This is a genomic window from Stieleria sp. JC731 (genome assembly GCF_020966635.1).
In the GTDB taxonomy this organism is placed as follows: Bacteria; Planctomycetota; Planctomycetia; order Pirellulales; family Pirellulaceae; genus Stieleria.
Genome location: NZ_JAJKFQ010000002.1, coordinates 1050570 through 1066844 on the forward strand (window position 1 = coordinate 1050570; position 16275 = coordinate 1066844).

12 protein-coding genes are annotated in these 16275 nt (G+C 53.0%); 7 read left to right on the forward strand and 5 right to left on the reverse strand.

Annotation, left to right across the window (positions count from 1 at the left end; genetic code table 11):
* Positions 1–11: 11 nt before the first annotated feature.
* The gene (locus tag LOC67_RS09565) at positions 12–179 is read right to left on the reverse strand and encodes a hypothetical protein (RefSeq protein WP_230262369.1); all 168 of its coding nucleotides are present in this window, start codon (positions 177–179) and stop codon (positions 12–14) included.
* Between the two features lie 313 nt (positions 180–492).
* Between LOC67_RS09565 and LOC67_RS09570 the strand changes: the two genes are divergently transcribed.
* From LOC67_RS09570 to LOC67_RS09580, 3 genes are all read left to right on the forward strand, one after another.
* The gene (locus LOC67_RS09570) at positions 493–1134 is read left to right on the forward strand and encodes a DUF2585 family protein (RefSeq protein ID WP_230262370.1); all 642 of its coding nucleotides are present in this window, start codon (positions 493–495) and stop codon (positions 1132–1134) included.
* A gap of 162 nt (positions 1135–1296) precedes the next feature.
* On the forward strand, positions 1297–1776 hold the full coding sequence (locus LOC67_RS09575; RefSeq protein WP_230262371.1) for a hypothetical protein: 480 nt from the start codon (positions 1297–1299) through the stop codon (positions 1774–1776).
* A 127-nt stretch (positions 1777–1903) separates the two neighbouring features.
* Entirely contained in the window at positions 1904–3352 is a 1449-nt protein-coding gene (locus tag LOC67_RS09580; RefSeq protein ID WP_230262372.1) for a hypothetical protein, read from the forward strand.
* Between the two features lie 20 nt (positions 3353–3372).
* Here the strand turns inward: LOC67_RS09580 and LOC67_RS09585 are convergent, their stop codons facing one another.
* Both LOC67_RS09585 and LOC67_RS09590 read right to left on the reverse strand, forming a co-directional pair.
* Complete coding sequence (locus LOC67_RS09585; RefSeq protein WP_230262373.1) at positions 3373–5337, reverse strand: serine/threonine-protein kinase; 1965 nt, start codon at positions 5335–5337, stop codon at positions 3373–3375.
* 204 nt (positions 5338–5541) lie between these two features.
* Positions 5542–6048: a thiol-disulfide oxidoreductase DCC family protein gene (locus LOC67_RS09590; RefSeq protein WP_230262374.1), complete on the reverse strand. Its 507-nt coding sequence runs from the start codon at positions 6046–6048 to the stop codon at positions 5542–5544.
* Positions 6049–6170: 122 nt separating this feature from the next.
* Between LOC67_RS09590 and LOC67_RS09595 the strand changes: the two genes are divergently transcribed.
* Both LOC67_RS09595 and hemW read left to right on the forward strand, forming a co-directional pair.
* A complete protein-coding gene (locus LOC67_RS09595; RefSeq protein ID WP_230262375.1) occupies positions 6171–7820 on the forward strand; it encodes a hypothetical protein in 1650 nt (549 codons plus the stop codon).
* Between the two features lie 280 nt (positions 7821–8100).
* Positions 8101–9234: a radical SAM family heme chaperone HemW gene (hemW, locus tag LOC67_RS09600; RefSeq protein ID WP_261366809.1), complete on the forward strand. Its 1134-nt coding sequence runs from the start codon at positions 8101–8103 to the stop codon at positions 9232–9234.
* A gap of 46 nt (positions 9235–9280) precedes the next feature.
* Here the strand turns inward: hemW and LOC67_RS09605 are convergent, their stop codons facing one another.
* A complete protein-coding gene (locus LOC67_RS09605) occupies positions 9281–10195 on the reverse strand; it encodes a response regulator (RefSeq protein ID WP_230262376.1) in 915 nt (304 codons plus the stop codon).
* A gap of 626 nt (positions 10196–10821) precedes the next feature.
* Between LOC67_RS09605 and LOC67_RS09610 the strand changes: the two genes are divergently transcribed.
* Entirely contained in the window at positions 10822–12411 is a 1590-nt protein-coding gene (locus LOC67_RS09610; protein WP_230262377.1) for an efflux RND transporter periplasmic adaptor subunit, read from the forward strand.
* A gap of 67 nt (positions 12412–12478) precedes the next feature.
* On the forward strand, positions 12479–13795 hold the full coding sequence (locus LOC67_RS09615; RefSeq protein WP_230262378.1) for an ABC transporter permease: 1317 nt from the start codon (positions 12479–12481) through the stop codon (positions 13793–13795).
* A gap of 11 nt (positions 13796–13806) precedes the next feature.
* Here the strand turns inward: LOC67_RS09615 and LOC67_RS09620 are convergent, their stop codons facing one another.
* The gene (locus LOC67_RS09620; RefSeq protein ID WP_230262379.1) at positions 13807–16200 is read right to left on the reverse strand and encodes an ABC-2 transporter permease; all 2394 of its coding nucleotides are present in this window, start codon (positions 16198–16200) and stop codon (positions 13807–13809) included.
* Positions 16201–16275: the final 75 nt, after the last annotated feature.

The following is a 16275-nucleotide window of genomic DNA, read 5'->3' on the forward strand; positions in this document are numbered from 1 at the left end:
GAACCGTGGCCCTACTGACGCTGAGCCGCCAGTGCCTCTTTCTCACGATCGCGGTTAGACTGCTCTTGTTCGGTCATCTCGTAATCGACTGGCTCGATCACAGTGGTCTCTTTCGAGCCACAACCGCTTGTCGTCACCAAGGCCATCATCACAACCAATGTGGTCAACAGAAGCTTCATGAATCTTGATTCCGGTTTGGAGAATTGACTCGCACTTCGCCCTATGCGGTGCGATGTTAACGCTGCGTTTTGCGTTTATCTTCGGTTAAGACGTGGGTTAATTTGGTCAATTGACAATCAGCTGACCAGCACTTTGTTGGGGTATCCGCAAATGCACGAGCGGAGGTGTTACGCAAAGGTGGTCGAAATCACCGTTAGCGGAGCATCAATAGCCTCTATCTTTCCCAACTTTGCTGGGACGCAAAGTTTTTTTTGGTGAATAATTGATGAAGGTGACAAATGTCGGCATCTACCGCGTCATTTCATGTTCGATATGACTGAAAAATCAACTGGCGAATCCACGCACCCGAACCACCAGTCGTCGCCAACATCAACACGAAGCACAACGTTTTTGGCGGCATCATCTATCGCTGCCGTCATGGTTGTGATCTTGCTCGCTATGGGGCGTCAACTTTGGTGTTCCTGCGGAACGATGGCGCCATGGTCGTGGCAAATCTATTCCGAACATAACTCCCAACACCTGATCGATCCCTACTCGTTTACGCATGTCCTTCATGGGGTCGTTTTCTTCGCCGTTCTGTGGCCCCTACGAAATCGTTCGATCCGCGTTGGCAACCAGAGCCTGGCCGTGACGGCGGGTTTCCGACTATGCATCGCGCTAACTGTCGAAGCTGCTTGGGAGGTGCTGGAGAACACCTCAATGGTGATCGAGCGATACCGAGCGACAACGATTTCACTGGACTACTACGGGGATTCCGTCGCCAACAGCATGTCCGATCTCGCCGCTTGTGCGCTCGGATATTGGTTCGCCAGCCGTGTCCGCTGGCAGGCCTCGCTGATCTTGTTTGTGACCGTCGAAACGGCGTTGCTGATTACCATTCGTGACTCACTAGTCCTGAATGTGATCATGCTGGTCTGGCCGATCGACGCGATTTTGCACTGGCAAAGTGGCTAGCAGAACGCCAATTCAGCGTTGGCGATCACGGTGCAGTCGTCCCAATTTCTGAATTTTAAAATTGGATGTAACAGTTTGCTTGGTAGGACGCTTTGCTGGATGTACCCGGCACAACACGGCCGCAAAAATTCCAACCATCCGCTGACACTCGTCGGAAGTCCAATGAACCGTTCCAAAAGCATCAAGTCGCTAATCGCTCTCGCAATCACCGCTTTCGTCGTAACCGCTGCCGCACCGGCTGAAGCGGGTAACGGTTGGGGTTGGGCCAAGCCGATGAATAAACGAATGGGTGCGTTCTACACCAGCAACAAGAATGCGAACTTCCAACACCATTCACAGCAGCGAACTTACAACAACTACAACTACCAGCACCAAAAATCGTACCACTACACTAAACCAGTCACCAAAACCAACGTCGCACCGATTCAAGTTGTGACCCCAACGCACCATCAGTTCCATCACAATGGTCATCCCATGACAAAGTCAGTTTTGACGAATGGTGGATTTGGATATCACAACCAAATGGGCTACCACAACCAAGTGCAACATCACAAGACAAACCAGCACTTTGTTCCGTCCAAGAACATCGTGGTTCCCAATCATCATCTGTCGCAACCGATCGCCAACGGCTACTGGCAGTAAAATAGAACTGCTCCGAGTTTACTGAGCTGAGTGTACTGAGCCGAATTTACTGAGCTGAATCAACTTGGCCAATCGATGCGACATGTATCGATTGGCCAGACTCGTTTCAAAAGTCGATCTTGTTTTTGTGAATCGCCAACAACCTTCCATGGTCCTCAACCGCAAGCGAAAAATCCTGTTTCGCTTCGCGAGTGTTGCGTTGGCAGTTTTGCCTTTCTTGATAGCCGAAGTTTGGCTTCGCTTGGCCACGCCACAAAAAACTGCCGACTTATCATGGGATCCGGTTTTCGATACGTCCGCACAAACGCCGCTTTTCCAGCTTGATGAATCTGGCGAGCAATATCGGATCGATCCATCGCGGATGAACTTCTTTCGCCCCGCGATCTTTCAGGCGAATAAACCGAGTGACCTGCGACGTGTGTTTGTGCTTGGTGGATCGACGGTTCAGGGCCGTCCGTACGAAACGGAAACCGCATTTAGCCAGTGGGCAAAACTTCGTTTGCAGGCCGCCGATCCGACAAAGCAATGGGATGTGGTCAACTGCGGTGGTGTCTCTTACGCCAGCTATCGCGTCGCGTTGATCCTTCAAGAAGTCCTCCAATACCAACCCGATGCGATCGTGCTGTACTGCGGTCACAACGAATTCTTGGAGGAACGTTCCTACCACACACTGAGTGCCAGCCCCTTCGATTCGTTAGCGTCTGGATCGCGATTGGTCGGTGCGATTCGAAATTCGTTTCGTGGTCATGCGAAGCCACAAGAACGACTTTCCAGTGATGCGCAAACCCGATTGGATTTGACCGAGGGGATGAAGCGATACGTTCGTGACGACGCATGGCGTGACGCAGTTCAATCGCACTACCTATCCACGATGCGTCGAATGATCAAAGCTTGCCAAGATGCTCACGTGCCTTTGATCGTTTACATACCGACCTCGGAAATCGTTGTCACACCTCCTTTCAAAACAATGATCGCTAGCGGGATCGACGAGGCCAACTTTCAAAAGCACTGGACCATCGTCACCGACATCCAGCTGCCAGATGACCAAAGGCTACGTGCCTGCGAAGCCTGTCTGAAAATCGATCCCCAGCACGCAGGCGTCCATTTCATCGCCGGAACACTACACTGGAAACGCCAGCGTTCTGAACAGGCCCGCCGACACTTCACCGCCGCGAGGGATCATGACGTTTGCCCGCTGCGAGCGACGACCGAAATGATCGAAGGACTTCAGCAGCTGCTTAGTGAACTGCAAGTTAATTCGATCGACTGCCCGCAGCTATTTGACCAAGTGGATTCCCAGCGAAGGCCACTTCCAGATGGGATTCCGGACCCCGATCGCTTTGCCGATCACATTCATCCGACGATCGCTGGGCATCAGATGCTTGGGGTGTCCCTTGCTGAAGAACTTTCGGAACTGTTCCGACTGAATGCGGATCCGCAGATTGAATCTCGATATCAACAACTGATCCACGAGCACCTGCAATCGCTTGATGAGACCTACTACGGCCGGGCAAAGCAACGATTGGAAGGCTTAAAGAACTGGGCCGCCGGTCGTGCTGGCAAATTGGCCCTTTGACAAGCTAGGCGTCTACTCCATTAGGGGTTTGGTCCACTAGGAGTCGGTGCAACCGGTTCACTGGATTCATCCAACAATGACTTTGCACGAACGAGAGCCTCTTCGGCCCATGGTTGGCCTTCGTATAGGGTCAGAATGCCTTCGAGCAATCGTCGCCGCTCGTCCGTCGGCAGACCTTTGGCTTCTTCGATACGGCCCAGCAATTCCGTTAGCTTAGGATCCTGTGTGACCGATCTGGATTCTTCCATGGCAGCCTCCATTCGTTCGATTTCGAAAGCGGCAAGCTGCCCCAGTTCACGCTGTTCGTCGTCTTCGGCCATTGTCGAATCATTAAAGACATCGATCCACTGCTGAAGCATTGCCTTCGCCGCGGCAGGATCCGAATCGCGCAAGTCCATCGCTTTGAGAAACTCGGTTTCAAACAATGGCCCATCGTCGGTACGAAGCTTTGCCCGCAACCGTAAACGCCGAATCGCAGCTTCAACCTGGTAGACCATCAACCGATCACGAAAGAAGTCTGCCTGTGCGTGATCAGGATATAGCTTGACGAAACGTTCGAGTGCGGATTTCTGTTCGACAGAATCACTCTCGGAAAGCGACTCAATCTCCGCGATCAAATCGTCTGCGGACGGTTGCCCTAAATTCGAAAGCAGAAAAAACCCACCGATCCCAAGTGCCAACACGATCAATCCAATGGAGACATATCGCATGGAGGGATGATCACCGGCATGTTCAGCTGGCCCATGAAAACCCTGGCGTGTTTCGTCGTCGGACACCGTTTGGAAATGCGTCTTTGAAGCGGTGCCGATTGACGTATCACCTGCTTGTCCGCCGCTAGCGATCGATTCATCCAGTCCCGACGGTGGTTTTGTAAAACCAACTTGCTGGTGGGCGGTTGATCGCACGGTGTTGCCGTCGCCATCTTGATCCAACGCCACCGTCTTCGCTGACGGATTGATGGCCGTCTGCGATGTTCCCAACCCTTGATGTTCATCCGAAGTGAATTGAACGGTGTCTTCGGGACGGGTTTTGTCGTGGCTGGCAACTGTCTTTGCCGAACGGGCATCATCAGATTGATTGTCGTGCTGATCGGAAACTCGCGTGTCCATCGTCATCGCATCCGACAACGGCGAATTTCCAGACAAGTCTGACAGCGTTGCCATTTTTTGCAGGCCGCTGCGCATGGCTTTCAGTCGATTCATCACTGCAAGCGCCGTCGGTGGTCGCTCGCTCGGAACCTTGCGAAGCAACTCATCAACAAGTTGGACGATGTCGTCGGGCAGATCCGGATCGATCATGTCCAATGGCACAGGGGCTTGATGCTTTAGCGCCTCGATGACCTCGGTGATATTCTTTCCGCGAAAGGGTGGTCGACCGCACAGCATCGCGTAGATCACACAGCCAAGCGAATACAGGTCCGAACGAACCGTAGTGCCGCCTTCGGTCGCCTGCTCCGGAGCCATGTAATCTGCGGTGCCCATGATCGAACCCGCCGCGGTCAGGTTTAACCCAAAGATCTTGCTGATCCCAAAGTCAACCAATTTGACCGTCCCGTCACTGCTGATCAAAAGGTTGGCTGGCTTGAGGTCGCGATGGATCACACCGATATCGTGCGCGTGCTTCAACGCCGAACAAATCTGAATCGCAATATCCAGCGTCTGTAGCCACGGAATCTTTTTCTGCGTGCGGATGCGATCCTGCAGCGACTCACCATCGACATATTCCATCGAATAGAACAGCAGGTCCTGTTCTTCACCAAACCCAATCAGCTTCACGATATTGGGATGGCTGAGACTTTTCAGCGTTTTGATTTCGGCATCAAAACGGCGGCGGAATCGCAGCTCATCTGAAATCTGCAACGCGATGATTTTGACGGCTACGGTCTCACCGCTTTTGGCGTGTTCGGCCATGTAAACCGCACCCATCCCGCCTTTGCCCAGCATTTTACCAACACGGTAGGGGCCTAAGTATTCAGGTAGCTTCATGGAAGCGGATAACGCAATCGATCAAGAGGCAAGATGAGGGGACCAGAGTTCCATCAACACACAATTACTGAGTTGAAGCCGGATCAGTTTAACACAGTCAAATCGAGTCGACTTGATTTGATTTCAGCAATCGGAATCCGGCAACCGGGGAATGACGACTGCAAGGCGGGCTCGATGTGGTGCCATATTCAACCGCTTGCTGAATTAGCGGCTTTGGCTCGATTCACCGAAATGGACCGAACAAGCATCGCCATCGCACCCCCCGCCTGATTTTTTCCCGGCGATGCGATAACGTCGTTTTGCGACCTGATGGTAACCCCATCGCCACAGTCGAGCGGTTCCAGGCAGGTGCAAAATCGGTGCGACAACCCACAACATCGGTAGCCGACGACTGAGATAACGCACTGCGTCGCCGCCGCCATGGCGCCGACCTTGTTGATCGACCACGAACATTTGTTCCATCATCTGGTCGTGTGTCAGGTCCGGATAGCGTTCGCGGACACGAGCATCATGAAGCGAAATGAAGCTTAAACGCCCACCACAGCAGTCCAATCGGGCCAGATTCTTCACCTGGCCGATGCAAAACTTGCAATCACCGTCATAGATCACCACATCGGAATCCGGGTGCTGATCTGGATCCGGCAGTCCGTTTTCCCCGCGAGAATTTGATTCCACGCGTGGCAAAGACGTTTCGACAGCAACGTCGCCCATTTTTTTCGGCCAAAATCACAATGAATGCAGAATAATTGCGGTAACGACCCGCCTTTAACAATCCCTATACTGGGTATCCCTGTATTGGGATTGTAGGCCGTCCCTTCCCTAAGGCTAGCGTCATGAATCGAATTGAATCACAAGTTCGCAGTGCTCGACGTCGAATCGTCGTTGGGACGTTCGGTCGATCAATCTGTGTCACTTTGTTCATCGCATTGATCGTCAGCACGATTGCTTGTGCCGCACCTGGCATTCAGGTCATGGACGTCGACTTGGAGCGTTGGAACCAGGCTTGGATTGGCGGATCGATCGCCGTCGCCGTTCTATCAGCCTTGGCCTTTGCGTTTCTGACTCGTCCCCCGCTGGATCGTGTCGCTCTAGAAGTCGACAAACGCTTTGCACTTGGCGAACGTCTCAGCAGCTCGCTTTCGATGTCAGCTGTCGACCGCGAAAGCGAATTTGGCTTGGCAGTGATCTCCGACGCTGATCGTCGTGCCGACCGCCTGAAGATCGCTGAAAAGTTTGGCTTTCAACCCAGCCGGCTCGGTTGGCTTCCCTTGGCAGTCGCTCCGATTCTGGTCGTGGTTTTGATGCTCGTCGAACCGGCTTCGATCGATGCACAAGCGGCCAACAATGTTGACCCCGAAATCACTGCCCAAATTAAACGTGCTTCACTGCAGCTGAAAAAACGTATCGCGCAGCAAAAACGAAAAGCCGATGCGAAAGGACTGAAAGAAGCACGCGATCTGTTTGATAAGCTGGAACGCGATCTGAACGAAATCACCGAAAAGAAAAACATCGATCGCAAAGAAGCGATGATCGCTCTGAACGATCTAAAAAAACAGCTGGAAGAACGCCGCGAACAACTCGGGTCAAACGATCAACTGCGAAATGCAATGTCGCAAATGCAATCGTTGCAAGCGGGGCCGACTGGTGAAGCCGCCAAATCGATCGCGAAAGGCGACTTCGGTAAGGCCGAAAAGATCATGCGGCAACTCGCTTCGAAAATGAAAGACGGTTCCCTGGACGAGAAAGAAAAGCAGGAACTGAAAAAGCAGATCGAACAGCTTAAAAACCAACTCGAAAAATCGATCGATCAGCAAAAACAACAGCAGCAACAGTTGCGTGAACAGATCGAACAAGCCAAACGCGAAGGTCGATCCCAAGACGCCGCCAAGATGCAGCAGCAACTCAACCAGATGCAGCAACAGGCCAAACAGCAAATGCAACAGATGCAGCAGATGGCTGACAAACTAGGCCAAGCCGCACAAGCAATGCAAAACGGTGACGCTGACAAAGCATCCAATTCTCTGCAGGACATGGCTGACCAGCTTGGTGACATGCAACAAGAGATGAGCGAACTTCAAGATCTCGAAGACGCCATGAACGACCTTTCGCAATCGAAAGATCAAATGCGATGCGGCAACTGTAATGGCGCCGGCTGCCAACAGTGCAAAGGGATGGGAATGGGACAAAGCGAGCGACCTGGCAACGGCCTTGGCGAAGGCCAAGGACAAGGTGATCGCCCCGAACAAGAAGACGACACCAACACCTATGAGACCCAGGTCCGCGGACAGGCCCGAAAGGGACAAGCCAAGATCACGGGCTTCGCCGATGGCCCGAACCGTAAAGGCGTCACCCGCGAAGAATTGAAGCGAGCTGTCGAAAGTGCCTTCTCCGAAGACAGCGACCCTCTGGAAAACCAGCAGCTACCGCGAACCGAACGTGAGCACGCTAAAGACTACTTTGACAAGCTGCGTGCCGGTCAATAAAGACGGACGCCGGGTTTAGCGACCTGTCGATTTCCCAGGTTTGGTTTCTCAAAAAGTTGCCTTCGACTCCACCAAACCAGCGGGAAAGAACGCTACTTTCAGGGCGTGTACGGCGGCCACTGGAAAATCTACAGACTGTGAGCCCTCTTCGAAACAGACTCATTGGCGTAGACTTCGCCGTGACTAATCGTGGCATCGACCGGCGAAGCTGTGATTCGAATCGATAAAATCATCGGTTCGAACAACATGTGGCGACTGTGTAACCCCCGTCTGAATTAACTTGTGTAGATCGCTCTATATCCATGTGCCGTTCTGTCGGCACCGCTGCGGGTACTGCAATTTCAGCGTCGTTGCCGGACGCGATGACTTGATGGACCGTTTTCTCGGAGCGATCGAGATTGAGCTCCAACAGATCGCTGCGGCATCGGATTCAAAGCCCGAACTGGATACCGTCTTCATCGGCGGCGGAACACCAACCCACCTCGACGCTCGCCGACTTGAACGGCTCTGCGAAATCGTTTGCGACCACTTTCGTATCACGGCGAATGCCGAATGGAGCGTCGAAGCGAATCCCGAAGACATTAACGAGGAAAAGCTTTCGCTGCTTCATTCGCACGGGGTGAACCGAGTCAGTCTAGGCGTGCAGTCGTTCAACGACAGGAAGTTAAACATCCTGGAACGCGCACACGGTGGCAAACAAGTCCAGGGTATTGTCGAACTTGTTTCACAGACGATCGAAAACGTCTCGCTGGATCTGATCTTTGCCGCTCCCGATGAAACGATCGATGAATGGCAAAACGATTTGACCGTCGCGACATCGCTTCCGATCAAACACGCATCAACCTATGCGTTAACGTTCGAAAAGGGCACGTCGTTTTGGTCGCGTCGTCTGAAGGGAAGTCTGCAAGAAACTGCTGAAGAGTTGGAACTGCAGATGTATGACTTGGCGAGAAACCATTTTGCGGCAGCCGGATTAAGCCACTACGAAATCTCGAACTTCGCAAAGCCCGGCTTTCCGTGTCGACACAACCTTAGTTATTGGGAAGGGAGCGGTTGGTATGCGGCCGGTCCCGGTGCTGCTGGGTACGTCGACCACTTCCGAAACGTCAACCACCGCAGCACGTTTGCCTACCTGAAACGAATCGAGTCGGGACAGTCTCCCGTTGCCGAATCAGAAAAAGTCTCTTTCGAACAAGCCGCTCGAGAGGCGGCAGCGTTTGGAGTTCGGATGATCGGTGGTGTCGACCTGGACTTGATCAGCCAACGATACGACATCAACCTCTGGCAGCACTGCGATGCCGAACTTCAGATGATGATCGGGCAAGGATTGATCGTTCGCACCGAGTCGCGAATTCAATTGACCGAACACGGAATCCACTTTGCCGATTCCGTTGCGTCAGAGCTGCTCGGTTAGTAGCCCGCAATTAAAGATCTGCAGGTGTCACTCGGAAGATAGATTTCTACGCCGCGGCCACGGGTGATTCGCAATACTTGATCATCGTGACTTCGTTTCCGATGTCATTGAACATCAACTCATCTGCAAAGCTCTTCATCAGCACCAGCCCCTGACCGCTTTCGGCGGAGAACAGATCGGCGCTGACAGTCGTGGGCACCTTTTCGATATTGAACCCTGGACCTTCGTCTCGGATCACGATGCGGATTTCATTGATACTGGCTGAAGCGTGCACAAAGATTTTTCGATCCTTGTACGGTGACTCGGATTTACGTCGTTCGATCAAGTCGGTCGTCGCGTCCTCGTAAATGATCGCGTGATGGGCTGGTGTTACTGAAGGCCCAAGCTGCAGATTGCCACGGAACATCGCATTGACCAACGCGTGTTCAATCGCGACGCCCAATCGGTTCATATCAGCACCGCTAATCAAGTCCATCCCGGCGACGACTTGCATCAGCAACCCGACCATCGGAGAGATCAACTCCGCATCGTTTTCGATTTCGAATTCGAAAACGTTTTTCTTCAGAGTCGAAATCAGCTTGGAAAAGCTGGCGTCGGTTCGGATGACTCCCAAGACATCGACGATCGTGTCGTTCAGCAATGATTGCAAATGGTTTTTCGGGACATAGCCTGCCGCCCCTTTTTGCAAAGCCTGCGAAGCGAGCTCTTCACTGCCGCGCGCTGTGACCAAAATCGCAGGGATGTGTGGGTAGTCCGTTCGCATGACTTCGACCAATTGCAAGCCGTTCAGCTCCGGCATTTCCAAATCGGTCACGACAATATCGGGAATTTCGCTGGCTAATACCTCAAGTGCCGCTTTCCCATTCATCGCATGTTTGACTTCGTGACAACCGTCTTCCAACAGCATTCTCATTTCGATCGCCTGGGTCGGACTGTCTTCGACCAGTAGTACTTTTGCCATGGCTAGCAGTATCGGTTGAGGGAAAGATGTTCGTCACGAACGCCCAAGGAAGGATGCGGTGCCTTCATGCTAATGGTTGGTGTTTCTTCATCAACAAGTTTCGAAGGGGACGCATCACGCATTATTGGCGATTTGCAGGCAATCGGGATCGTAAATCTATACAAAAAGTGCCGATCCAGCGGCGAATCCCGTGTCTCCAGCTCGATCATATCACGGTTGAACACCGCCTGCCAAAATCGGAGTATTCCACCTCAGTCGGCCAATCCGACGGGAGGGCAAAACCCTTGCGACAGCCGCAAAGGAAAATGCCTTATTGATCAAGACAAAAGATCACCAAATGGGCTATGGAGACATAAGTTTGTCAGTCGACTATACTGAAGTGCCACTGTCTGGTGCCCGAATGCCCAGTATTACGGGTCGCCCGATTAGTGTCCCGCCTAACAACCCACCCAATTCGCCCGCGACAGTCACCCTAGCGTGATTTTTGACACGCTGCATGTGGCGAAACGAATCCCGTTTCGGTTCCTTTGATACCGCGTCGGTTTCCATTCATTTGGATCCATAGCTGCGGTACATCATGCCTGTCTTCCGAGCGACTCCCACCAAACTTTCCCTGCCGAATCGTCATGTCTTCACCGACCGATCAGAAGAAAACGCGCCGACGGCGAAAGGTCTCTCCACCTAACCGCGGTTTCGTCCACGCCATCCAAGCCTTGGCGGCTGCGATGATTGTTCCCGCCGTCGGGTTCTCACTGTCATCATTTTTCTTTGGTTCCGATCCGCGGATTGACGAAAACGTGCTGCTGCACACCGTCAGCCCTCAGAACATGAATGTGACCGTGATTGAACGTGGCAACTTGCAAAGCCAAAACAATCGCGAAATCAACTGCATGGTCGAAGACGTCCAGCGTGACGGAATCAACGGCACACCGATCCTGTGGATCATCGCCAACGGTAGCCGAGTTAAGAAAGGCGATTTACTTGTCGAACTCGAGTCCGCGCCGATGCGTGAAGAACTCGATCAACAGATCCTCGATACCGAGGAAGCTCGCTCGACACAGATCCAAGCCGAAGCCAACTACAAAAACCAACTTGTCCAGAACGAAACCAGCAAGGCCGAAGCGGAACTACAAGTCCAGCTCGCCGAACTGGAACTGAAGATGTTCACCGATGACGAGAGCGGAACACACAAGCTGGCCGTCGAAGAAATCAAACGAACCATCGACGAAGTTAACAACCAGATCCTTGAAGCCCAAGCAACATTGGAGCTTCGTCGTGATGATCGCCGCGGAATCGATTCGCTGTACAAACTTGGTTATGCCAATCGCAACGAACTGCGAAAGAGTGAACTGGCTTACCTACAAGCCGAAGGCAAATACGCGGCACAGCTAAACAAGCTGGAAACCACCCTGGCAACACTTCGTAAGAAAGAAAACTACGAACAGGAAATGGAACTGCTGCGTTTACGTGGAAAACTGGCCACAACGAAGCAAGGCTTGGAACAAACGCTACGAAACAACGAAGCCAAGCTCGCCCAAGTCCAAGCGATCCTCCGTGCACGTACAGAGTCGCTAAAGAAAGAAGAAGAACGCCTCGAACGCTACGAGACGCAGCTTGCCGCTTGCAAGATTTATGCACCCGAAGACGGCATGGTCGCCTATGCCTCGTCACGCAACGACGAGATTCGTGAAGGTGCACCGGCCCGCTATCGCCAACACTTGATGTCGTTGCCCTCGCTTCGCGAAATGCAAGTTCAAACCGCGGTCCATGAATCCGATCTGGATCAAATCAATATCGGCATGAAAGTCCATATCACCGTCGATGCGTTCCCCGATAAAGAATACATCGGCACCGTTCAGTCGATCGCCGTGCTTCCAGACCAAAACGGTTGGCTCAGCAGCGGAACGAAGGTCTACACCACCATCGTTACGATCGATGACGAGGTCGACCAGCTAAAGCCGGGCATGACCGCTGTGACTGAGATCCTGGTCGATTCGATCGACGATGCCATCGCCGTTCCGATTCAATCGGTCATCGAACGCGACGATCAAACGGTCGTGCTCGTGCGTCTAAACAATCGCCTCGGATTACGTGAAGTCGAAGTCGGCCGCGAAACCGATTCGATGGTCCAAATCACCGATGGGCTTACCAAAGGCGAACAGATCGCGTTGAACCCACGTGAATTCGTCGACGAACTTCTTGCGGGACAAGAGTGATCGTTTCTGACAGCCACAGTTTCTGACTGAGAAGTCTTCCTTCCGCGATTGACCAGCGAATCATCCCATGTGGTGGGCCACCCTAAAACTTGCCGTGCGTAACCTGCTGCTGCACAAGATGCGCAGTTCGTTGACGCTATTGGGGACAATCCTGGGTGTTGCCTCGGTCATCGCGATGCTGTCGATCGGCGAAGGCAGCAAGCAAGATGCGTTGGACCGTATCCGACAGTTAGGCGCCGGCAACGTCATCGTCCGATCTTTAAAACCGGCACCGGAAGACAATTCCGGCGGCTCATCAAGCAACCAAGGCATCGTTTCGACGGCCAGCTACAAAGTCAACGCATATGGCCTGACGTATAGCGATCTTCGCGCCCTGACCGAATTGCCAACCGGCGAGACCATCGTCCCCGTGATGATGAAAAAGCGTGACGTTTCCCATGGCCGGCGTCGTATCGGGCAAGCACGTGTGTTGGCGACAACACCCGATTTGGAAGATGTCCGTAAGATCGACGTCGCACGGGGTCGCTTCATCCAGCAACGCGACTTGGAAAATATGGCGAACGTCGCCGTACTGACCGAAGGCGCCGCAACGGCACTCTTTGGATTCAATGATCCGCTGGGGCAGCCCGTCCTGATTGGCGGGATCGCCTTCCGCGTTGTGGGCATCTTGAAACAACGTGACAGTGGGCGTGCCCGTGCGGGCGAAAGCGAAGGTGGCGACGCGAACCGCGATATCTTTATTCCGCTGGATACTGGCCGAGCACGGTTTGGCTTTTTCGTCCGTGAAGGCGCCCGTGGTAGCCGAGAATTCGACCGTGTCGAGCTAAGCGAAATCACCCTGGCCGTCGCCGACGCCAATGATAAGGAAGCCGCCGCCCGCGTGGTCCCGACAGCGAATATGATTCGTGGACTGCTAGAAAAGAGCCACGCCGATAAAGAGGACTACCAAGTTTTGGTGCCGCTAGAGCTGATGGCTCAGGCCGAACACGAAAAGCGAATCTGGAATTTGGTGCTAGGAGCGATTGCCGGTATCTCGCTGCTAGTCGGTGGTATCGGGATCATGAACATCATGCTCGCGACCGTAACAGAACGTACCCGCGAGATCGGAATCCGGCGCGCGATTGGTGCCAAACGGCGCGACATCATTCGCCAGTTCTTACTGGAAACGACGGTGCTGTCAGCGGCGGGTGGGGTCCTCGGCGTTGTGCTTGGCGTCTCGATCCCGATCGCAGTGACGATGATGGCGGGAATGAAAACGGTGACCAGTATCGGAGCAATCTTGCTGGCCTTTGGAATCTCTGTCGCCACCGGTATCATCTTCGGTGTCTATCCGGCATACAAAGCCGCCGCGATGAATCCGATCGAAGCACTACGCAAACAATAGTGAAGCGTGTGTTATCGGGCCTGTTTTCGTAGATACTCAAAACGACGATCGTTAAAACGCATCATTCGTAACCATTCGTGCGGTGAATACGGCCGATGGTAGCTTTCGACCGGTTTTTCAATATACGCTTCTTTTTCGAGCTCAATTGCACGGTCATAGTCATTGATGGGTTGACCGAAATTGACTTGTTTCAGTGCCAGTTGTGTCAGCTGATCAATTGCCCGACTAGACCTTAGTCGTTCGACGTACATCCATGGTGCGGTCGGTGGTGCCGGAACGATTCCCCAATATTCAGATCGCTTCTGATCGACCTGACGCCAATTTCGTGTGATCGCTATTCGTCGCGACTGACGCACAAGATCTTGATTCGGAAGCCCTTCGATAAGCTCCTTCAATTGCGTCCAGTCGGCATCGGGTTCGTTGGACATCGATTGGATCGCCAATGAGCTGACCCAGTCGGCATTCTCTGCAACATACAGCAGTTCGTTGAGCGACAGGTTGCCTTGAACGATCTCTTTGCGAACGGTGTTTGACCATTTGGTGAGAATTCGAATCGCATCCAGCTGCCATTCGTATTCTTGGGCTCCCGGTCCAGAGATTCGACTGATTGTAAATGTATCGCCCTGTAATACGGTGGCATGAAACGATTCAGCGTAAGTAAAAATCCCTAACAACCGTGTCATCGAAACGTGTTGTCCGACAGTCGAATCGTCAGCAAGTTCTTCTTTTAAATCTTGCAAATCATCGGTCGATGCCGGATTCCAGAACTGTGGTCGAAGTCTCTTCGTCCCCGCATCGGGAAGGACCACCCAAGCGGAAGATCCATCGCCGACTGGCAGGCGAGTCGAAAGCATGTCCGCCCGCCACGACGAATCCTTTGGTTCCATCGTCGCCCAGCGGAAGGTGAAAATGACCAAAACGGGAATCAGTAAGGCGACTGCATAGTAGGTCCACGCACGACTTAGATAACGTCGACTGTAGGTGCTTCGCTGCATCCACAGCCCGGTCAAACGATACGACGCCACCAGCAACACGACTGCAGAAATCAACAGCAACCCGCCGGCGCGCGGGTAGTACATGAAAATACAAAGCGTCAGCAAAGCCCCTGTAAACCAAACAGCGATGGGCCCCAAAAAGAAATTCAGCAGCGGCCGTGTTGTCGCCTGCGAGCACAACACCGCTAGCGCAAACGATGCCATCGGAACGGCATAGACGGTCAGGACAATCTCGGGTGCATCAAACTGCCAGAGGATCAAATACTCCATCATTGCGGCCGCAATCACCAGATGCATGATGCAAAACGCAGGCAGCACACGCGTGAACCAGACAAGCCGAGGTGAGATGCCTCGATCGAAGAAAAACGCTTTTTGGCCACGAACGGAGTCGCTGTAGAACGTCAAACCGGCAACAGCAAATCCAATGATCGCAAGGATGGGGAACTGAACGTATTGCTCAGCGCCCATCGCTTGTTGAACGATAAAGCCGATCGAAATCACGGCCGCTATAAGTAAATACCATCGGACCGGCCGAATGCTTTGCCAAAGCAAAGCTCGAAACCGGCTGGGAGTCCGTCCGGCCAACGCCGCACCAAGCTTTCGCCCAGCGTGGCGAGGAGGTTGATACGCATTGGTGGTCACCTCGTCCGACCAAACAATCCGAGGCGTCCGCTTAAGACCCCAAGCCCTGCGCGGCCAAGTCAGTCGACGCCAGGCCGCTACGTAGCCCAACACGCATACGCCAACAGCGACGCTGATCGCGATCGCAATGAACAGTGACAAATCCTCGGTCAGAAGGGGAAGCGGATTATTCGCTCCGGATAGCTGAACGAAGACACCGAAGACAAACCAGATAGCCGCAACGGTCATCGGTATGCAGGCCATCAAACCGACGACGGGCGATCGAAACAAGTAACCCGCTAGCAAGCTGCAGAACAGACAGCCATAGCTGAGCGAAATAAGCCCGATTGCAACCAGCAGTTCGCCCATCGCAATCTTTTGCTCGCTTGAAAATCGCAGATTCAATTCATATTGATTCAGCTTAAAGAAGATCCATAGCAAGAGGCTGCCGACAAGCCATGACAGGGCTAAGCAGGTGGCGGCAATGATGAACTTGCTATGCGTGATCTGTTTCCAATTCGCCGGCAGGGTTCCCAACCATTTGAGGGAACCGCTTTCCTCTTCACCCCCGATCAATATTGCCGGTGCGCCGAAAGCGACAAGAAACGGAATAAATGCCCATATCACATGCGCGAAACTCGTCACATCTGTATTGCTAACGGGCGTCGTCAACACAGCGAATTGCAGCAACAGGAAAAAGCCTAACGATGCGACACACGCTGCCAAAGCAAGCGTTCGGATCAAGCGATAGTCTTTCCAAAGAAGTCGCGAATAGATATGCCAATTCATTTCACCAATCCCACCTTTAGCTCGGCATTAGCACCGGTTCAACACAGACAGGCCGTCACCATTTTTGATGCGACG